General features: G+C 68.0%; 19 protein-coding genes and 1 riboswitch. Of the genes, 17 read left to right on the top strand and 2 right to left on the bottom strand.

What is annotated here, in order from left to right; genetic code table 11:
* Positions 1–4 precede the first annotated feature (4 nt).
* The 16 genes from pstA (at position 5) to B3E91_RS21075 (ending at position 15,020) form a co-directional block, all read left to right on the top strand.
* Entirely contained in the window at positions 5–1,726 is a 1,722-nt protein-coding gene (gene pstA / locus B3E91_RS21000; protein ID WP_287031233.1) for a phosphate ABC transporter permease PstA, read from the top strand.
* A 64-nt stretch (positions 1,727–1,790) separates the two neighbouring features.
* On the top strand, positions 1,791–2,624 hold the full coding sequence (gene pstB / locus B3E91_RS21005) for a phosphate ABC transporter ATP-binding protein PstB (protein ID WP_287031234.1): 834 nt from the start codon (positions 1,791–1,793) through the stop codon (positions 2,622–2,624).
* Between the two features lie 86 nt (positions 2,625–2,710).
* The gene (gene phoU / locus B3E91_RS21010; RefSeq protein WP_090224383.1) at positions 2,711–3,448 is read left to right on the top strand and encodes a phosphate signaling complex protein PhoU; all 738 of its coding nucleotides are present in this window, start codon (positions 2,711–2,713) and stop codon (positions 3,446–3,448) included.
* A gap of 149 nt (positions 3,449–3,597) precedes the next feature.
* Positions 3,598–4,500 carry a response regulator gene (locus B3E91_RS21015; protein WP_287031235.1) on the top strand — a complete coding sequence of 301 codons (903 nt, stop codon included), beginning with the start codon at positions 3,598–3,600 and terminating at the stop codon, positions 4,498–4,500.
* An 85-nt stretch (positions 4,501–4,585) separates the two neighbouring features.
* Complete coding sequence (locus tag B3E91_RS21020; RefSeq protein WP_287031236.1) at positions 4,586–5,482, top strand: peptidoglycan DD-metalloendopeptidase family protein; 897 nt, start codon at positions 4,586–4,588, stop codon at positions 5,480–5,482.
* Positions 5,483–5,738: 256 nt separating this feature from the next.
* Positions 5,739–5,844: riboswitch (guanidine-I (ykkC/yxkD leader) on the top strand.
* 43 nt (positions 5,845–5,887) lie between these two features.
* Entirely contained in the window at positions 5,888–6,892 is a 1,005-nt protein-coding gene (locus B3E91_RS21025; protein ID WP_287031237.1) for an ABC transporter substrate-binding protein, read from the top strand.
* A gap of 97 nt (positions 6,893–6,989) precedes the next feature.
* Positions 6,990–8,012 carry a fatty acid desaturase family protein gene (locus tag B3E91_RS21030; RefSeq protein ID WP_287031238.1) on the top strand — a complete coding sequence of 341 codons (1,023 nt, stop codon included), beginning with the start codon at positions 6,990–6,992 and terminating at the stop codon, positions 8,010–8,012.
* Positions 8,013–8,014: 2 nt separating this feature from the next.
* Positions 8,015–8,788, top strand: a complete 774-nt coding sequence (locus tag B3E91_RS21035; protein WP_287031239.1) for an SDR family NAD(P)-dependent oxidoreductase — start codon at positions 8,015–8,017, stop codon at positions 8,786–8,788.
* Positions 8,788–9,537, top strand: a complete 750-nt coding sequence (locus B3E91_RS21040) for an SDR family NAD(P)-dependent oxidoreductase (protein ID WP_287031240.1) — start codon at positions 8,788–8,790, stop codon at positions 9,535–9,537. Before B3E91_RS21035 ends, B3E91_RS21040 begins: the two co-directional genes overlap by 1 nt.
* A gap of 2 nt (positions 9,538–9,539) precedes the next feature.
* A complete protein-coding gene (locus tag B3E91_RS21045; RefSeq protein ID WP_286786410.1) occupies positions 9,540–10,424 on the top strand; it encodes a DMT family transporter in 885 nt (294 codons plus the stop codon).
* On the top strand, positions 10,421–11,188 hold the full coding sequence (locus B3E91_RS21050; protein WP_090224397.1) for a creatininase: 768 nt from the start codon (positions 10,421–10,423) through the stop codon (positions 11,186–11,188). Before B3E91_RS21045 ends, B3E91_RS21050 begins: the two co-directional genes overlap by 4 nt.
* Positions 11,176–11,814 carry a cysteine hydrolase family protein gene (locus B3E91_RS21055; protein ID WP_255964505.1) on the top strand — a complete coding sequence of 213 codons (639 nt, stop codon included), beginning with the start codon at positions 11,176–11,178 and terminating at the stop codon, positions 11,812–11,814. The genes B3E91_RS21050 and B3E91_RS21055 overlap by 13 nt, the downstream gene beginning before the upstream one ends.
* Positions 11,811–12,587 carry an N-acyl homoserine lactonase family protein gene (locus B3E91_RS21060; protein WP_287031242.1) on the top strand — a complete coding sequence of 259 codons (777 nt, stop codon included), beginning with the start codon at positions 11,811–11,813 and terminating at the stop codon, positions 12,585–12,587. Before B3E91_RS21055 ends, B3E91_RS21060 begins: the two co-directional genes overlap by 4 nt.
* Positions 12,584–13,339 (top strand): hypothetical protein, encoded by a 756-nt coding sequence (locus tag B3E91_RS21065; RefSeq protein ID WP_287031243.1) that lies wholly within the window; start codon positions 12,584–12,586, stop codon positions 13,337–13,339. The genes B3E91_RS21060 and B3E91_RS21065 overlap by 4 nt, the downstream gene beginning before the upstream one ends.
* The gene (locus B3E91_RS21070) at positions 13,336–14,172 is read left to right on the top strand and encodes an ABC transporter permease (RefSeq protein WP_282343990.1); all 837 of its coding nucleotides are present in this window, start codon (positions 13,336–13,338) and stop codon (positions 14,170–14,172) included. The genes B3E91_RS21065 and B3E91_RS21070 overlap by 4 nt, the downstream gene beginning before the upstream one ends.
* 5 nt (positions 14,173–14,177) lie before the next feature.
* Positions 14,178–15,020: an ABC transporter ATP-binding protein gene (locus B3E91_RS21075; RefSeq protein WP_287031244.1), complete on the top strand. Its 843-nt coding sequence runs from the start codon at positions 14,178–14,180 to the stop codon at positions 15,018–15,020.
* Between the two features lie 87 nt (positions 15,021–15,107).
* On the opposite strand, the gene B3E91_RS21080 is transcribed toward B3E91_RS21075, so the two are convergent.
* Together B3E91_RS21080 and B3E91_RS21085 are read right to left on the bottom strand one after the other, a co-directional pair.
* Positions 15,108–15,812 (bottom strand): endonuclease/exonuclease/phosphatase family protein, encoded by a 705-nt coding sequence (locus B3E91_RS21080; RefSeq protein ID WP_287031245.1) that lies wholly within the window; start codon positions 15,810–15,812, stop codon positions 15,108–15,110.
* Between the two features lie 174 nt (positions 15,813–15,986).
* Positions 15,987–16,823 (bottom strand): MurR/RpiR family transcriptional regulator, encoded by an 837-nt coding sequence (locus B3E91_RS21085; RefSeq protein WP_090224407.1) that lies wholly within the window; start codon positions 16,821–16,823, stop codon positions 15,987–15,989.
* Between the two features lie 200 nt (positions 16,824–17,023).
* Between B3E91_RS21085 and B3E91_RS21090 the strand changes: the two genes are divergently transcribed.
* Positions 17,024–18,082, top strand: a complete 1,059-nt coding sequence (locus B3E91_RS21090) for a polyamine ABC transporter substrate-binding protein (protein WP_287031246.1) — start codon at positions 17,024–17,026, stop codon at positions 18,080–18,082.
* Positions 18,083–18,141: the final 59 nt, after the last annotated feature.

The raw sequence follows: 18,141 nt of genomic DNA on the forward strand, positions 1-18,141 counted from the left end.
ATGAATGCACTGCGCGGCGCGACGTCGCCGGGCGAAACGAACGAAGGTACGAGCGGTGAAACAGCAAACCCTGAAATCCTGGTTCAAGAGCGGCTCGCCCTGGGTCTGGATGACCGCCAGTGGCGTGTCCATCGCGGTGATCATGACCGTCGGCCTGCTGGCGGTGATCGCCACCCGCGGTCTGGCCAACTTCTGGCCGGCGGATGTGCTGGAGGCCGATTACCAGGTGCCCGGCACGCCAGCCAAGGTGATGGCCGGCGAGCTGGTCCAGGCCGAGGAGGTGCCGCGCGCGCGCCTGGCCGGCGCCGGCCTGCCGGTGGACGTGAACGGCGGCGAGTTCATGACCCGCGAGCTGTTCAAGGTCGGCAACCGCGAGGTGTATGGCGCCGACTTCACCTGGGTGGTCGCCGAATGGACCAGCAACCTGCGCACGCCGCAGAACCTGATGGTCATGGAGCGCCGCGAGTGGGGCAACTTCTACGGCTACCTGGTCAACGTGAAGGAAAACGGCCAGGTGATCGCCGAGGGTGACGACGCCTGGGCCGCGATGCAGCAGCGCATCGGCCGCGTCGACGCGCTCTACGGGCAGATTTCCAAACTGGAAAAACGCGACATCGGGCGCATCAACGCCGGCCTCGAGCGCCTGCGCCTGAAAACCCGCAAGCTGGAGATGAACGGCCAGCTGGACGCCGCCGGGCAGGCCGACCTGGACGCCGAGCGCGCGCAGTGGGGTGCCGAGTACAGGGTCCTCGAGGGTCAGCTCAACGACCTGCACCAGCAGTTCGACCGCGACAGCGTGACGGTGCGCACCGTCGACGGCCAGGAGCAGGAGATGAGCCTGGGCAAGGTGGTCCGCGCCTACCGGCCGAACACCATGGGCACCGGCGCCAAGCTCGGCTTCTACTTCGCCAAGCTGTGGGAATTCCTCAGCGACGAGCCGCGCGAGGCGAACACCGAGGGCGGCATCTTCCCGGCCATCTTCGGCACCGTGATGATGACCCTGATCATGGCCGTGATCGTCACCCCGTTCGGCGTGCTGGCGGCCATCTACCTGCGCGAGTACGCCAAGCAGGGGCCGCTCACGCGGGTCATCCGCATCGCCGTGAACAACCTCGCCGGGGTCCCGGCGATCGTCTACGGCGTGTTCGGCCTGGGCTTCTTCGTCTACGTGCTGGGCGGCTCGATCGACCGGCTGTTCTTCGCCGAAGCCCTGCCGGCGCCGACCTTCGGCACGCCGGGGCTGATGTGGGCGTCGCTGACCCTGGCGATCCTCGCCGTGCCGGTGGTGATCGTCGCCACCGAGGAAGGCCTGGCGCGCATCCCGCGGGCCCTGCGAGAGGGCTCCCTGGCGCTCGGCGCGACCAAGGCGGAAACCCTCTGGAAGGTCGTACTGCCGATGGCCAGCCCGGCGATGATGACCGGCCTGATCCTCGCCGTGGCCCGCGCCGCCGGCGAAGTCGCCCCGCTGATGCTGGTCGGCGTGGTCAAGCTGGCGCCGGCGCTGCCACTGGACGGCAACTACCCGTACCTGCATCTGGACCAGAAGATCATGCACCTGGGCTTCCACATCTACGACGTCGGCTTCCAGAGCCCCAACGTCGAAGCCGCGCGACCGCTGGTGTACGCCACCGCGCTCCTGCTGGTGCTGGTGATCGCCCTGCTCAACCTGAGCGCGGTGTTCATCCGCAACCACCTGCGCGAGAAGTACAAGGCGCTGGACCACTGAGTGAATTGCGCCGGACGCGCGCCGCGCGGCCGGCTAACCGAATTGTTAGCGTAGGGAGCACCCCATGCAGCACGAAACGCCTACCCACGGCATCGACATCAAGGCCCTCGGCCGCGACAAGCAGAGCCTGCGCCTGGCCGACGAGACCGTCGCCCTCGAAGTCCCCGGCCTGAACCTGTTCTACGGCGACAAGCAGGCGCTGTTCGACGTCAGCATGAACATTCCCAAGCAGCGCGTGACCGCCTTCATCGGCCCGTCCGGCTGTGGCAAGTCGACCCTGCTGCGCACCTTCAACCGGATGAACGACCTGGTCGACGGCTGCCGCGTCGAGGGCGAGATCCTCCTCGAGGGCCAGAACATCTACCGCAAGGGCGTGGAAGTCGCCGAGCTGCGCCGCCGCGTCGGCATGGTCTTCCAGAAGCCCAACCCGTTTCCCAAGAGCATCTACGAGAACGTCGTCTACGGCCTGCGCATCCAGGGCATCAACCAGAAGCGCGTGCTCGACGAAGCGGTGGAATGGTCGCTGAAGAGCGCCGCGCTGTGGGACGAGGTGAAGGACCGCCTGCATGACTCCGCCCTCGGCCTCTCCGGCGGCCAGCAACAGCGCCTGGTGATCGCCCGCACGGTGGCGGTGCAGCCCGAAGTGCTGCTGCTCGACGAGCCCTGCTCGGCGCTCGACCCGATCTCGACGCTGAAGGTCGAGGAGCTGATCTACGAGCTGAAGAGCAAGTACACCATCGTCATCGTCACCCACAACATGCAGCAGGCCGCGCGGGTTTCCGACTACACGGCGTTCATGTACATGGGCAAGCTGATCGAATTCGGCGACACCGACACGCTGTTCACCAACCCGGCGAAGAAGCAGACCGAGGACTACATCACCGGCCGCTACGGCTAGGGACTCGTGCCGTAGGGTGCGCCGCGCGCACCGACTCGCCACTGGTGCGCGCGGCGCACCCTACCGGTTTTTCGCGGAGTTAGAGAATGATCAACAAAGACGGCCACACCCAACACATCTCCCAGCAGTTCAACGCCGAGTTGGAGGAGGTGCGCAGCCATCTCCTGGCGATGGGCGGCTTGGTCGAGAAGCAGGTCAACGACGCGGTCAACGCGCTGATCGATGCCGACACCGGCCTCGCCCAGCAGGTCCGCGAGATCGACGACCAGATCAACCAGATGGAGCGCAACATCGACGAGGAATGCGTGCGCATCCTCGCCCGGCGCCAACCGGCGGCGTCCGACCTGCGCCTGATCATCAGCATCTCCAAGTCGGTGATCGACCTCGAGCGGATCGGCGACGAGGCGACCAAGATCGCCCGCCGCGCCATCCAGCTGTGCGAGGAAGGCGAGTCGCCACGCGGCTACGTCGAGGTGCGCCACATCGGCGGCCAGGTGCGCAAGATGGTCCAGGAAGCGCTGGACGCCTTCGCCCGCTTCGATGCCGACCTGGCGCTCTCGGTGGCCCAGTACGACAAGACCGTCGACCGCGAATACAAGACCGCGCTGCGCGAGCTGGTCACCTACATGATGGAAGACCCGCGCTCGATCTCCCGCGTGCTCAGCGTGATCTGGGCGCTGCGCTCGCTGGAGCGGATCGGCGACCACGCGCGCAACATCGCCGAACTGGTGATCTACCTGGTGCGCGGCACCGACGTGCGCCACACCGGGCTGACCAAGAAGAGACGCCAGCTCCCCGGCGAACCGGAAGAAATCGCGCCCTGAGCCGCGCGCGCCCTGCCCCGGCATCCGGCCGCCGGCGGCGCGCGCGCTTCGCCGAGGCCCCGTCCGGGATTTTCCGCCCCATGGCGTGGGCGGTTAGCCATTAGCTACTCGCCAAGGCTATGCTTAGGTCCAACCTTCAGGAGTGGCCGATGAGCAAAGTCAGTGTGCTGGTGGTGGACGACGCCTCCTTCATTCGCGATCTGGTGAAAAAGGGGTTACGCGACCACTTTCCCGGCATCCAGCTGGAAGAAGCGGTGAACGGGCGCAAGGCCCAGCAGCTGCTCGGCCGCGTGACCGTCGACCTGATCCTCTGCGACTGGGAAATGCCGGAAATGTCCGGCCTCGAACTGCTCACCTGGTGCCGCGAACAGGACACGCTCAAGACCACGCCGTTCATCATGGTCACCAGCCGCGGCGACAAGGACAACGTGGTTCAGGCGATCCAGGCCGGCGTCAGCGACTACATCGGCAAGCCCTTCTCCAACGACCAGTTGATCAACAAGGTGAAGAAGGCCCTGAGCCGCGCCGGCAAGCTCGAGGCGCTGTCCGCCTCCGCGCCGGCGCGCACGCTATCCGGCGGCATACCCAACGATTCCCTCGCCGCGCTCACCGGCGGCAAGGCCGCGGTGATCAACACCAGCCCCGCGCAGCCACCGCGACCGGTGGCCGCCCCGGCTCCCGCGGCCAGCAAACCCGCCCCCGCCGCCGCGCCGACAGGCCGGGGCCAGGGCCAGTTGCGCCTGCCCGGCGGCATGCTCGGTTGCGTGATCAAGGCCATCAGCCTGAAGGAAGCGGCCATCGTGGTGCGCCGCGGCGAGCTGATCCCGCAGGTGCTGGAAAGCGCGGTGCTCGACCTGGAACAGGGCGAAGGCGGCGAAGTCGCGCGCCTCAACGGCTACCTCCACTCGGTCGCCGCCTTCGAGCCGAAACCCGACAGCGACTGGCTGCAGCTGATCTTCCGCTTCGTCGACCGCGATCCGCAGAAGATGGACTACCTCTCGCGCCTGATCGCCCGCGGCACCGCGCAGAAGCATTTCGTCCCCGGCGCCTAGGGCGTCCTGCGCGACGGCCGGCGATTCGCCGAGCCGGGCCGGCGCTGCTATCTTCGCCTCGCGACCCCTTCCACTGCGGAACCCCATGCCCGGACGCCTGCTCTTCCTCTGCTGCCTGCTGGCGCTCAGCGCGCCCGCCGCCGCGCTGACCGTCTACAAGTACACCGACGCCAACGGCGTGGTCACCTACAGCGACCAGGCCGCGCCCGGCGCGAAGGTGTTCGTGTTCCAGGACCGCATGGTCGAGCGCCTGGACAACCAGGTGAAGCTGGAGACCAGCAAGCATGCCGGCGGCGAGACCCTCAGCGTGCGCAACGACCTCTACGCGCCGGTGGAAGTCGAGCTGCGCCTGGAAAAACTCGACAACGCGGTCGGCGCGCCGGACAAGCCGATTCATTGGGTGCTGCCGCCACGCAGCTCGATCCGCCTGGCCACCCTCGCGCCGCGCGATCCCAGTCAGCCGCTGCGCTACACGCCCAAGCTGCGCTACGCCCTCGGCGATCCGCGCCTGCAGCCGCTGGCGGTGCGCTATCCGCTGCCCTGGCGCGGCGGGCCGTTCCGCAAGAGCCAGGGCGCCAACGGCGGCTACAGCCACAACACGCCGAAGGGTCGCTACGCCATCGATATCGCCATGCCCGAGGGCACGCCCATCGTCGCCGCCCGCGCCGGCATGGTGGTGAAGGTGGAAAACGACCAGAGCGGGCGCGGCAAGAACCCTTCGGGCAACTTCGTGCGGATCCTTCACGATGACGGCACCATGGGCGTCTACCTGCACCTGATGCAGGGCTCGGTGAAGGTGCGCGAGGGCCAGCGCGTGCTGCCCGGCAGCGCGCTGGCGCTCTCCGGCAACACCGGCAACAGCACCGGTCCGCACCTGCACTTCGTGGTCCAGCGCAACGTCGGACTGGCGCTGGAATCGATTCCCTTCGACTTCGCCCAGCCGGTGGACGCGCTGCCCAATTTCGCCGTGGGTGGCGAGTAGGCGGCTTCGTTGCACTGAAAACTGGCGTGGCGCCTGCCGCTGGTGCGCCGAAGCGTGGCAGGCGCAGCGCACATTTCCCGCGCCGATTCCGCCGGATGCCGCCAACCCGTTGAACGCGCTGGGGTTTGCCGGCACGCCAGGCAGGCTGCGACAAACTGGCACCGGACTTGCAAAAACCCAATCGAACGGGATGAGTCAACGCGCCGGCAACGCTGGTACATCGTGCACTCATGACGCTTGGCACACAGGAGCAACACCAGAGGCGAACTAGGGTTCCGGTCCACGCGAGTGGATGGCAGGTCCGAGAGTTCTCCGGCCCCAAGGACAAGGGGGCTACACGGCGGGATAAAAGCCCGGGAGACGCGTCGTCATCCCGTGCCCGATTCCCTGTGTAGGAGTTCCGCCATGAGCCTGTCGCTAACCCGCTTCGCGTTCCGCAAGACCCTCGCCGGCCTCTGTCTGGCCGCCGCCACGCTACTTCCGGTCGCCGCCTCCGCGGCCGAATCGCTGAAGATCGGCACCGTGGTCTGGGCCGGCTACGCGCCCTTCTATGTCGCCGATGCCCTCGATCTGTACAAGAAGCACAACCTCAAGGTGCAGCTGCAGTTCTTCAACGATCCCGCGATGATCCCGTCGGCGATGGCCGGCAGCGCGCTGGACGGCGGCATGCTCACCTATGACCAGGTGATCAACTCGGCCGCCAAGGGCCTGGCGCACAAGGTGGTGATGCCGATCGACTTCTCCAACGGTGGCGATGCCATCGTCGCCGAGAAATCCATCACTTCGGTGGCCGACTTCAAGGGCAAGAAGGTCGGCTTCAACCCGCTTTCGCCGTCCGACTTCCTGCTCGCCTATGCGCTGAAGACCAACGGCCTGACCGACAAGGACATCCAGCCGGTCAACATGACGCCCGAAGGCATTCCCGGCGCCATGGCCTCCGGCAGCCTGCCGATCGGCGTGACCTACGAACCCAACGTGTCGCAGATCCTCGGCATGCCCAGCGACAAGTTCCACGTCGTCTACTCGTCCAAGGACGCGCCCGGCCTGATCACCGACGTGCTGGTGTTCGACGAGAAGATGATCGCCAAGAAACCCGCAGCGATCAGCGCGCTGATCCTCGGCTACCTCGACGGCCTCGCCTACATCCAGAGCCATCCGGACGAAGCGGCGAAGATCATCGGCAAGGTGCTCGGCGTCGATGCCGAAGAAGCCAAGGCGCAGATGAGCGGCGTGTACAACATCCCGCTCAACGAGATGGAAACCAACTTCACCAAGGCCGAGGCCACCACCTCGTTCTTCGGCAGCGGCGCGGTGATCGCCAAGCTGCTCAAGGATAACGGCCAGATCGCGGAGATCCCCGACTTCGCCAAGACCTACGACGCCCAGTTCGTCAAAGCGCTGACCGAGTAATCGCGTCCTCGCCGGTGGAGGGGCTTGCCCTCCACCGACGCTGCACCTGCGCCCGACTTCGCCACGGCGCGCCCGCGCTCCACCGCTGGAGGAACCTATGTCCACCCAGATCTACCGCTACGCCGACGGCCGCCTGGCCAATACCCTGGCCATCGCCTACACCCTCGTCGGCTACGTCGGCGGCATCGGCCTGCTGCTTTCCGGTCACTGGGCGGCGATCGCTGCCGGCACCCTGCTGCTGGCCCATTCGATGATCGTCGCCGCCTACCTGATCCACGAATTCGCCCACGGCACCATCTTCGCCAAGCCCCGGCACAACGAATGGGCCGGCGAGCTGTGCAGCTGGATCTGCGGCAGCTGCTACGCCGGCTTCCAGGACCTGCGCAAGAAGCACATGCGCCACCACGTCGACCGCGCCGACGTGATCACCTTCGACACCAAGGCCTTCCTCGCCCGCAGCCCGGCCTGGTTCCGCAAGCTGGTGCTGGCCGCGGAATGGGCCTACGTGCCGGCGGTCGAGCTGATCATGCATTACTACGTGATCCTCCTGCCGTTCATCACCGACAACGCCAAGCACCGCGCCAACCGCCGCAAGGTCGCGCTCACCCTGCTGATCCGCGGCGTGCTCTTCGGCCTGCTCGCCTACGCCTCGCCGCTGGCCGCCGTGCTGTACTTCGTCGCCTGGTCGATCATGCTCACCGTGCTGCGCTTCACCGATGCCTACCAGCACACCTACGACGCCTTCGCGGTGCTCGAGGACGGCGGCAAGATCCCTGACGACAAGACCCGCGACCGCACCTACGAGCAGATGAACACCTTCAGCAACGTGGTCTCGGTGCGCTGGCCGGTGCTCGACCTGCTGCTGCTCAACTTCGCCTACCACAACGCCCACCACGAAAAACCGGTGGCGCCCTGGTACCGCCTGCCGGCGCTGCACAAGCAGCTGTACGGCGACGACTACGCCCAGGTGCTGCCGATGCACCTGCTGTTCAAGAGCTTCCACCAGCACCGCCTGCGCCGCGTCATCGACGACAACTACGGCGTGGTCGAGCCGGAAGGCAAACACCGCGCCGACGGTTTCTACGGCGCGGTCGGCGTGTCCTTCCTGACGGCGGTGTGAGCATGATCGACTACCGCGGCAAACAGGTGCTGATCACCGGCGCGGCCAGCGGCATCGGGCGCGGCCTGGCGCGCGCCTTCGCCGAGCAGGGCGCCACCCTGGATCTGCTCGACCGCAACGCCGAGGCGCTGGGGCAGGTCGCCGAGGAACTGGCGACGCTGACCTCCAGCCGCATCGCCTGCGTCGACCTGGGCGACAGCGCTGCCATCGCCGACTACGCCGCCCGCCGCGGCGGGCGGCCGCTGGATGTGCTGATCAACAATGCCGGCGTCGAGTACGCCACGCCGCTGAGCGATACCGGCGCACAGGCCGATGCCCACTGGCAGGCGCTGCTGGACAACAACGTCGCCTCGATGCTGCGCCTGACCCGCGCCCTGCTGGGGCACTTGAAGGATGGCGCCAGTGTGATCAACCAGGCGTCGATCTGGGGCCTCAAGGGCGTGCCGGGGTTTTCCGCCTATGTCGCCAGCAAGCACGCGGTGATCGGCCTGACCCGCTCGCTGGCCTGGGAACTGGGCGGGCGGAGGATTCGCGTCAACGCCGTGTGCCCCGGCTGGATCGCCACCGAGGCGGCGATGCGTTCGCTGCGGGTGATGGCCGCCGAGGCCGGGCGCAGCGAGGAGCAGGAACTGGCCACGATCCTCGCCGCCCAGGCGGTGCCCGAACTGCTCACGCCGGCTGACCTGGCCGGCACCTTCCTGTTCCTCGGCAGCGCACTGGCGGCGCCGATCACCGGGCAGGCGCTGTCGGTCAGCCACGGCGAGGTCATGCACTGATGGCGCGGCCACTGGAACACCAGGTCGCGCTGGTCACCGGCGCCACCCAGGGCATCGGCCGCGCCATCGCGATCGCGCTGGCCGACGCCGGCGCGCGGGTGTGGATCAACCACCTCGACCAGCCGCAGGCCGCCGAAGCGCTGGTGGCGCAGATCGTCGCCGCCGGCGGCCGCGCCCACGCGGTACAGGCCGACGTCGCCTCGCCGGAGCAGGTCGAGGCGATGTTCGTCGAGGTGCTCGGCCACGGGCCGCTGGACATCCTGGTGAACAACGCCGGGATCATTCTCGAGAAAGCCTTCCTCGACACCGACGAGGACGACTGGGCACGTCTGCTCGGCGTTGACCTCGGCGGCGTCTACCGCTGCTGCCGCCAGGCGCTGAGGCACATGCAGCCACGCGGCACCGGCAGCATCGTCAACATCGCCTCGGAACTCGGCCAGCTCGGCCGCGCCCAGTACGTCGCCTACTGCACCGCCAAGGCCGGGGTGATCGGCCTGAGCAAGTCGCTGGCCCGCGAGTTCGCCCCGGCGATCCGCATCAACGCGGTGGCGCCCGGCCCGGTGGACACGCCGATGGTCTCGCTGGAGCACATGAGCGCCGAGATGATCGCCGCGGAAACCGCGATCCCCGCCGGCCGTCTCGGGCGCCCCGAGGAAATCGCCGCGGCGGTGCTGTTCCTCGTCTCGCCGCAGGCGAGCTTCTTCCACGGTCAGACCCTCGGCGCCAACGGCGGCGCCTGGATGGGCTGAAGATGAGCCTGCTGCGAGCGGAACTGGCGCTGATGAGCGGCGCGATCCTGTGGGGCCTCGGCTGGATTCCGGTGCAGATGTTCGCCAACCGCGGGCTGCTCGGCATGCCGCTGATCCTCGCCTGCTACGGCCTGCTCAGCCTCGTCAGCCTGCCGCTGATCCTGCGCCAGCGCCGCGCCTGGTGGAGCCAGCGCTTCAACCTGCTGGCGATCGGCGCGTGCGGCGGCTGGGCCACCGCCGGGCTGGTCAGCGCGCTGTCCGAAGGCGACGTGATGCGCGCCATGCTGCTGTTCTACCTGGCGCCGGTATGGGCGCTGCTGGGCGGCTGGCTGCTGCTCGGCGAACGCCTCGACGCCACGCGTATCGGCGCTGTGCTGCTGGCCATGCTCGGCATCGCCCTGACCCTTGGCGTCAGCCGCGAGAGCTTCCAGGCGCTGCACGGCAGCGATGCCCTGGCGCTCTCCGCCGGCATGGCCTTCGCCCTCAACAACATCGCCACGCGCTCGGCCGAGCGTGTGCCGCTGACCAGCAAGGCGCTGGTCGCCTTTCTAGGCAGCGCCGCCTTCGGCGCGCTGTTCTGCCTGATCCAGGGCCGCGGCCTGCCGCCGATGTCGGTGCAAACCTGGGGCCTGGTGGCGCTGTTCGGTGCCTTCTGGCTGGTCTCCATGGCCGCGGCGCAGTACGGCTTCAGCCACGTCGAGGCCAGCCGCGGTGCGGTGCTGGCGCTGGTCGAACTGATCGCCGCGGTGCTCAGCTCGGCGGCCTTCGGCGAGCGCGAGATCGGCCTGCGCGAATGGCTCGGCGGCGCCCTGGTGCTGGCCGCCGCCTTCATCGCCGCGCGTCCGCCGCGGCCCACCCTTCCCTCTGTCTGCGAGGCAAACCGATGACAACCGTACGCATGGACCAGCTCAGCTGGGTCGAATACGCCCGCCGCGTGAGCGAGGAATCGCCCGTGGTCTTCCTGCCCTGTGGCGCCACCGAACAGCACGGCCCGCACCTGCCGCTGGGCACCGACGCGCTGCTCGCCAGCGCGCTCTGCGAGGACGTCGCCGCGCGCGTCGGCGGGCTGGTCGCACCGGCGCTGTCCTACGGCTACAAGTCGCAGCCCAAGTGCGGCGGCGGCAACCATTTCTGCGGCACCACCAGCCTCGACGGGCAGACCCTGATCGCCCTGGTACGCGACGCCGTGCGCGAGTTCGCCCGCCACGGCGTGACCCGCCTGGTGCTGGTCGACGGTCACTACGAGAACCAGTGGTTCGTCACCGAGGGCATCGAGCTGGCGCTGCGCGAGCTGGGCCCCACCGCGAAGCTGCAGGTGATGCGCCTGGAGCACTGGGATTTCTGCAGCGAGCAGACCCTGGCCGACGTGTTCCCCGAAGGCTTCCCCGGCTTCGCCCTGGAGCACGCGGCGGTGATCGAGACGTCGCTGATGCTGCACTACCTGCCGAACCTGGTGCGCATCGACCTGATCCCCAACGATCCGCCCGCCGATTTCCCGCCCTACGACATGTACCCGAGCCGCACCGAGTGGGTGCCGCCGTCCGGCGTGCTGTCCTCGGCCAAGGGCTCCAGCGCCGAGAAGGGCGCGCGCATGGCCGGCGACATCTGCAACGGCATCGCCCAGGCGGTGCGCAAGGAATTCGCGCTGTGAGCACGGCCCTGATCGTCATCGACATGCAGCGCGACTTCTGCGCCGCCGGTGGCTACGCCGACCGCGCCGGGCTGGACATCACGCGCCTGCGCGCGCCGATCCCGGCGATCCAGCGCCTGCTCGACGGCGCCCGTCGCCACGGCCTGGCGATCTTCCACACCCGCGAGGGCCATCGTCCCGACCTCGCCGACCTGCCGGAAAGCAAGCGCCGGCGCGCCGAGTGCGCGGGTGCGCCGATCGGTGGCCAGGGCCCCTTGGGGCGCCTGCTGGTGCGCGGCGAGTACGGCCACGACCTGATCGACGAGTTGCAGCCGCTGCCCGGCGAGCCGGTGATCGACAAGCCCGGCTACAGCGCCTTCGCCCACACCGACCTGGAGCTGATGCTGCGCAACCGCGGCATCGACGAGCTGATCGTCACCGGCGTGACTACCGAGGTCTGCGTGTCCTCGACGCTGCGCAGCGCGGTGGATCTCGGGTTCGCCTGCACCCTGGTCGACGATGCCTGCGGTTCGGCGCACGCCACGCTGCACGCCGCCGTGGTGGCGATGATGGCGGTAGAAGGCGGGCTGTTCGGCCGCGTCCTCGACAGTCAGGATGTACTGGCCGAATGGGAGGAGCGCCGATGACCCAGGTAACCCGCCTGTGGCCGCTGCTCACCGCGACCTACCGCTACGACAAGTCGATCTCCACCTACCGCCGCGGCCAGGGCATTGCCATCGAGGCGCCGATCCTCGCCTACCTGATCGAGACGAAGCAGGGGCGCATCCTCTATGACGTCGGCTGCGACTACCGCAAGATCGCCGACCCGGCGCTGCGCGAGCGCTGGTACGGCGACTTCCCGCTGGGCGCGCCGCAGATGAGCGAGGAGCAGCGCCTGCCGGCGCATTTCGCCCGCCTCGGCCTGACCCCGGCGGACATCGACCTGGTGTTCCTCGGCCACCTGCACTTCGATCACGCCGGCGGTCTCTGCGAGGTCTGCGGCGCCGAGGTGCACGTGCACGCCGCCGAGCTGGAAGCCGCCCGCGGACAGGCCGACGAGGCCTACTTCGCCGACGATTTCGCCGGCGACTACCGCTGGAAGGTGCAGACCGGCGAGTACGACCTGGTCCCCGGCGTGCGCGCGATCAACACGCCCGGCCACACCGCCGGGCACATGTCGCTGCTGATCGAGCTGCCCGAGGGCAAGCCGGTGATCCTCGCCGGCGACGCCGCCGACCTGACCGAGAACATCGAGGAGGAAATCGCTCCCGGCACGCTCTGGCAGGATCGCGAGGACATGGCCATCGACAGCATCCGCAAGCTCAAGGCGCTGGCGCGGGAAACCGGCGGCGAGCTGTGGCCGAACCACGACATGGCCTTCTTCAACGGCCTGCGCCAGTTCCCGGAGTTCCATTCATGAAACCTGTTCCCGACGCCTACCTCGGCGTCTGGCAGCGCACGCTGCTGACCACCACCGGTGGCGTTCACGACAGCAGCACCCACGTCTACTGGCTGCAGACCGAGCGCCTGTTCGCCGACCTGCGGATTCCGCAGCCGGCACCGCGCAGCGAGGCCGAGCGCGTGCTGCAGGCCGGCTTCGCCGGCGTCACCGAGGTCAACGACGACCTCTGCCAGTGGCACCGGGCGATCGACTTCCAGCCGCCGAGCGGCCGCGAGGACATCGGCCGGATGCGTTTCGAGTCCAGCGAGCGCGTGCTCGAGGATGGCCTCGACGGCAGCTACCACGAAGTCTGGGAGCGCCTGCCGGAATCCCTCGGGCGCAACTGGGGCACCTGGCTGAGCGCCGGCGACGGCCGCCAGGCTTGCCTGCTGCTGGCCGGCGACTGCTTCCTCTTCGCCGCCGGTCGCGCCACCGCCCTGCCCGCCGCGCCCTCGCTCGCCGCGCTGCTGGCGGGTGGCGCGGAGGCCGGCACGCTGCTCGACTTCGAGCTGTCGTTCGGCCGCCATTGCCAGGGCACGCAGCCCTGGCGCATCGCGTTATCGACGCTGCCCGAGCGGGTCGGCCAGGCGCTCCTGCCGAGCCGCATCGACCCCGACCAACCTGCGCAACTGCTGGATGCCGAGACCCTCGGCCACCTCGGTGCCACGCCGCCGCAGGGCGGCTGGCAGGCCTGCGCGAGCCCGTCTTCACCCCGGAGAAACGAACCATGACCGCCCATCGCCCCCTGCCCGAAACACGTCCGGCGGCGTCGCCGAAAGCCGCCCGCTGGTGGGTCATCCGCGGAGACCTGCCGCGCGGCGCGATCTGGGGCCTGGCGCTCGCCGGGCTGCTGGCGCCGCTGCTGGCGTGGTGGGCCGCGACCACCTTCGGCGTGTCCAACCCGATGTTCCTGCCCGGCCCGGACGCCGTGATCAAGCGCCTCGGCCACTGGCTGACCGACGAGGGCCTGTTCGCCGACATCGCCATCAGCGTCTGGCGGGTGATGGGCGGCTTCTGCTCCTCGGCGCTGCTGGCCCTGCCGCTGGGTCTTTACATCGGCACCTACCGCCCGGTGCAGGCGTTCCTCGAGCCGCTCACCGACTTCATCCGCTACATGCCGGCGGTGGCCTTCATCCCGCTGGTGATGCTCTGGGTCGGCATCGACGAGGGCTCGAAGATCCTCATCATCTTCATCGGCACCTTCTTCCAGATGGTGCTGATGGTCGCCGAGGACGTGCGCCGGGTGCCGATGGCGCAGATCGAGGCGGCGCAGACCATGGGCGCCAGCCGCTACGAGGTGATCAAGCTGGTGATCCTGCCGTCGGCGCGCCCGGCGCTGCTCGACACCCTGCGCATCACCTGCGGCTGGGCCTGGACCTACCTGGTGGTGGCCGAACTGGTGGCCGCCAACTCCGGCCTCGGCTACGCCATCCTCAAGGCGCAGCGCTACATGCAGACGGACAAGATCTTCGCCGGCATCCTGCTGATCGGCGTCATCGGCCTGCTCACCGACCAGGCGTTCCGCTGGCTCGGCCGCCTGGCCTTCCCCTGGTTGAAGAGGTAAGCGCGATGAACGACGCGAAAATCCGCATAAGCCATGTCGACAAGGTGTTCGCCAGTCGCGGCAAAACGGTGCAGGCGCTGCAGGACATCAATCTGGAGATCCGCCCGAACGAATTCATCACCTTCGTCGGCGCCTCCGGCTGCGGCAAGTCGACCCTGCTGCGCAGCATCGGCGGCCTGGAACGGCACAGCGCCGGCGACATCCTGGTCGACGGACGCGCGGTGGACGGCCCCGGCATCGACCGCGCCATGGTGTTCCAGCACTACAGCCTCTATCCCTGGCTGACGGTGATGAAGAACATCAAGTTCTGCCGCCAGTTGAAGGTCGTCTCCGACACCGTCAACAGCGACGCCGACGTCGAGGTGGCCAGCGGCCGCGCCGATGCGCTGCTCAACCTGATGGGGCTGTCGGCCTTCGCCGATGCCTACCCGAACCAGCTCTCCGGCGGCATGCAGCAGCGCGTGGCGATCGCCCGCGCGTTGATGCCCAAGCCGCAGATCCTGCTGATGGACGAGCCGTTCGGCGCGCTGGACGCGCAGACCCGCGAGGTGATGCACGACTTGATCCGCCACGTGCACCGGCTGGAGAAGAGCACCATCCTGTTCGTCACCCACGACGTCGAGGAAGCCATCTACCTGGGCGGGCGCATCGTGTTGATGGCGCCGCGGCCGGGGCGCATCGACAGCGTCTACGAGGTGCCGCTGCCCGCCGAACGCCACCAGGACATGAAGCTCTCCGCGGAATTTCTCGCCCTCAAGCGCGAAATCCTCAATCGCATCCGCGAAACCTCCGGCATGAGCACCGACCTGGAACTGCTCGAACAGCTGAGCCGCAGCGCGCCGGCCTGAACGGCGTGGGCGCGGGGTGACGGAGGGCGCGTGGCCGGTGGGCTGAAGCCCACCCTACGGCGTTACGGTGTTGGAGCCGGTGCGGGATCAGGTCCGCCTGAGCCGGCAACTCAGGGCGCAATGGTCGGAGACGCCGGTGCTCAGGACGACATCCTCGAGCCGGTAGCCCGGCGTGTGGAACAGCCCGTCGACCATGAACGGGATGTCCCCGGCGCGGTGCAGCGAGCCGTCGATGCTGGTGGTGTGCTGCGCCGGGATGCCGTCGATGAAATGCTCGGCGATCAGGTCGAAGGTGGCGCGGCCGCGCGGGGCGTTGAAGTCGCCCGCCAGCAACAGGTCGCCGGCCTGCCGCGCCTGTGCTTCGGCGAGGCCGATCAGCTTGCCGGCGCTTTCGCGCTGGTACGGCGTGGAGGTGCCGAACGGCGTGACGTTGAGGTGGGTGACGGCGATGCGGAAGCCGCCGACGCTGGCGCTGAGCATGACTTCGGCGATGCTCAGCGGGTCGGCGCCGCGCTTGCCGTCCGTGTTGAGGAAGGTCATCTCGCGGATGCTCCCGGCGCTGCCGGAATAGTACTCGGCGCACACGTCCGCCAACGCCGTCTCGCGGGCGATCAGCCCGACGCCGACCACGTTGTCCGGCCCCTCCCCCGGATAGCGCGCCATCGCCGCGAAGCTCATGCGGCTGCCCATTAGCGCCTCGAAGAACGGAATGTCGCGCTCGCACAGCTCCTGCAGGCAGAGCACATCCGGACGTTCGCGCCGGAGAAAGGCCTCGACACGCGGCAGGTGCATGGAACGTTCGATGTTGACGGAGACGAGCTTGAGCGACATGGGATCGGCGGGCAGTGGAATGAGGCGCGGGGTGCGCACGGCCGGCGACGGGACCGTGCAACGAGGATGCCGGAGTGTACCAGACGCCCGCGCCAGACCGCCCGCGCTCGCCGCCAGGCGCCACCGGGCGCGGCCTCAGGAGCGGTACAGCTTGAGGCTCTGCACACGCTCCCGGTAGGCCGCCATGCGCTCCTTCAGTTCGTCCTTGCGCTGCGCTGCCACGCAATGCAGCAGCACGTTGAGGGCGCTGGTCAGGCCACCGGTGGACTCGAGGATCAACCCGGTCTTGGTCTTCATGGTGATGATCCAGGGCGTGTCGATGTGCCGGGCGATGCCGTACTCGTCGGTGAAGACCACCAGGTCGGTGTCGTTCTTCAGGCAGGTGTTGGCGAAGGCGATGCCGGCATCGGCGTAGGGCGCGATGTCGATGAGGATCACACAGCAGCGCTTGTCGCGGCTGTCCAGCCAGTGGCCGAGCACGCCGCTGTAGAGGTCGAGGTATTCCACCCCGGAGCGCACCAGCGAAAGGCGGTTGGCGAAATCCTCGGCGAGCCCGCGGATGGTCTGGAAGCCGCAGACGAACACCCGCTCGGCTTCGCTGACGCGGGCGACGACGTCCTGCCAGTGCTGGTTGCCGAGCTGGCTGGCGAAGGCGGTGAGTGCCTCGATCTCCTCGTTGAGGTGCGCCAGCAGGTCGTCCGGCTGGCGTTCGACGCGCTCGAGCAGGGTGCTGTTGAGCAGCGACTGCACGCGCACCTCGTCGCGCAGTTCCTCCTTCAGGCTCTTCAGCCCCTTGTAGCCGAGGCGCCGCAGGAAGCGGCTGACGGTGTTCGGGCTGACGCCGCTCTTCTGCGCCAGGGTGGTGCCGTTCTCGAACGAAAGGCTCTCCAGGTTGGCCTGGATGTACGCCCACAGCGAGCGCTCGGCCGGGGTCAGCTTGCCGCTCAGTTGTTCCATCTTGCTGTCCAGCATGGGCGAAGCTCCGCTAGCTCTGGAATTTTTATGTCATCGTGTTGATGACTGGAAGAAATTTACTATATGCTCGACCCGCCCGGCAAAACATAACGACTAGAAACACGCGTTCTTCCTTTCGGCCCTTCGGCCATGCAATTCCTGCCCCAACCAAAGGCTCGCTTCATGCGGGCGGATAATCAGAAACGGAGTACAGGAACATGCCCGCACCCTATCACCGCAACGCCCTGCGCCACCTAGCGCGGGGTGCACTGGCCGTTTCGGCCCTGCTCGCCAGCGCCGCCGGCCAGGCCGCCGAGGAGCTGCACCTGTACAACTGGGGCGACTACATCAACCCGCAGGTGCTCAGCCGCTTCACCGAGCAGACCGGCATCAAGGTGTCCCTCGACACCTACGGCAGCAACGAAGAGATGCTGGCCAAGCTGCAGGCCGGCGCCAGCGGCTACGACATCGTCTTCCCCTCGGTGCACATGCAGGACAGCATGGCCGCCCTCGGCCTGCTGGAAAAGACCTCCATCGACCAGAGCCCGGCGTTCGCCAACATCGACCCGAGCTTCCTGCGCGCCAAATCGGACCCCAAGGGCGAGTACTGCATGCCCTACGCCTGGGGCACCGTGGGGATCTTCTACAACAAGACCAGGGTCAGCAAACCGATCGAGTCCTGGGCCGACTTCTTCGCCGAAGCCAAGGCCGGGAAGAAGGTCATCATGCTCGACGACATGCGCGAGACCCTCGGCGTCGGCCTGATCGTCAACGGCAAATCGGTGGACAGCACCGACCTTGCGGACATCAAGCAGGCTGAATCCTGGCTGCTGGAGCGCAAGCCGCTGGTTTCCGCCTTCACCTACGAGAGCGTGCCCATGGTGCAGTCCGGCGACGTCGCCGCGGCGCACTACTTCGTCGGCGCGATGATGTACGTGAAGCAGGACCCCGAGCACCTTGCCTACGTGATTCCCAAGGAGGGCGCGACGCTCTACCAGGAAGACATGTGCGTCCTCAAAAGCGCGCCGAACAAGGCCAACGCCAAGCGCTTCATGGAGTTCTTCCTGCAGCCGGAGATCGCCGCGCTGAACACCGAGCAGCAGATGAACGGCACGCCGAACAAGGAAGCGCTGAAACTGCTGCCGGCCGAGCTGCGCGACAACCCAGAGGTCAATCCGGGGCCGGACGTGATGGCCAAGCTGCAGATCTTCCACGACCTCGGCAAGGACCTGAAGAAGTACGACCGCGCCTGGACGCGCGTGCGCACGGCGAACTGACCCGCCGGCAGGTCCCGTCCGCGCCGGCGTCACCCGCCAGCCGGCTCACTCCCAGAAGG

This window comes from Pseudomonas sp. UBA6310, assembly GCF_002438225.1.
Lineage (GTDB): Bacteria > Pseudomonadota > Gammaproteobacteria > Pseudomonadales > Pseudomonadaceae > Pseudomonas_O > Pseudomonas_O kuykendallii.

Bases quoted from the DNA above. Each gene is read 5' to 3' on its own strand.
- B3E91_RS21065 (WP_287031243.1), top strand. From the start codon at position 12,584: ATGAAACCTGTTCCCGACGCCTACCTCGGCGTCTGGCAGCGCACGCTG.
- B3E91_RS21045 (WP_286786410.1), top strand. From the start codon at position 9,540: ATGAGCCTGCTGCGAGCGGAACTGGCGCTGATGAGCGGCGCGATCCTG.
- B3E91_RS21050 (WP_090224397.1), top strand. From the start codon at position 10,421: ATGACAACCGTACGCATGGACCAGCTCAGCTGGGTCGAATACGCCCGC.
- pstA (WP_287031233.1), top strand. From the start codon at position 5: ATGCACTGCGCGGCGCGACGTCGCCGGGCGAAACGAACGAAGGTACGA.
- B3E91_RS21075 (WP_287031244.1), top strand. From the start codon at position 14,178: ATGAACGACGCGAAAATCCGCATAAGCCATGTCGACAAGGTGTTCGCC.
- B3E91_RS21085 (WP_090224407.1), bottom strand. From the start codon at position 16,823: ATGCTGGACAGCAAGATGGAACAACTGAGCGGCAAGCTGACCCCGGCC.
- B3E91_RS21025 (WP_287031237.1), top strand. From the start codon at position 5,888: ATGAGCCTGTCGCTAACCCGCTTCGCGTTCCGCAAGACCCTCGCCGGC.
- B3E91_RS21015 (WP_287031235.1), top strand. From the start codon at position 3,598: ATGAGCAAAGTCAGTGTGCTGGTGGTGGACGACGCCTCCTTCATTCGC.
- B3E91_RS21020 (WP_287031236.1), top strand. From the start codon at position 4,586: ATGCCCGGACGCCTGCTCTTCCTCTGCTGCCTGCTGGCGCTCAGCGCG.
- phoU (WP_090224383.1), top strand. From the start codon at position 2,711: ATGATCAACAAAGACGGCCACACCCAACACATCTCCCAGCAGTTCAAC.
- B3E91_RS21090 (WP_287031246.1), top strand. From the start codon at position 17,024: ATGCCCGCACCCTATCACCGCAACGCCCTGCGCCACCTAGCGCGGGGT.
- B3E91_RS21080 (WP_287031245.1), bottom strand. From the start codon at position 15,812: ATGCACCTGCCGCGTGTCGAGGCCTTTCTCCGGCGCGAACGTCCGGAT.
- pstB (WP_287031234.1), top strand. From the start codon at position 1,791: ATGCAGCACGAAACGCCTACCCACGGCATCGACATCAAGGCCCTCGGC.
- B3E91_RS21060 (WP_287031242.1), top strand. From the start codon at position 11,811: ATGACCCAGGTAACCCGCCTGTGGCCGCTGCTCACCGCGACCTACCGC.
- B3E91_RS21035 (WP_287031239.1), top strand. From the start codon at position 8,015: ATGATCGACTACCGCGGCAAACAGGTGCTGATCACCGGCGCGGCCAGC.
- B3E91_RS21040 (WP_287031240.1), top strand. From the start codon at position 8,788: ATGGCGCGGCCACTGGAACACCAGGTCGCGCTGGTCACCGGCGCCACC.
- B3E91_RS21030 (WP_287031238.1), top strand. From the start codon at position 6,990: ATGTCCACCCAGATCTACCGCTACGCCGACGGCCGCCTGGCCAATACC.
- B3E91_RS21070 (WP_282343990.1), top strand. From the start codon at position 13,336: ATGACCGCCCATCGCCCCCTGCCCGAAACACGTCCGGCGGCGTCGCCG.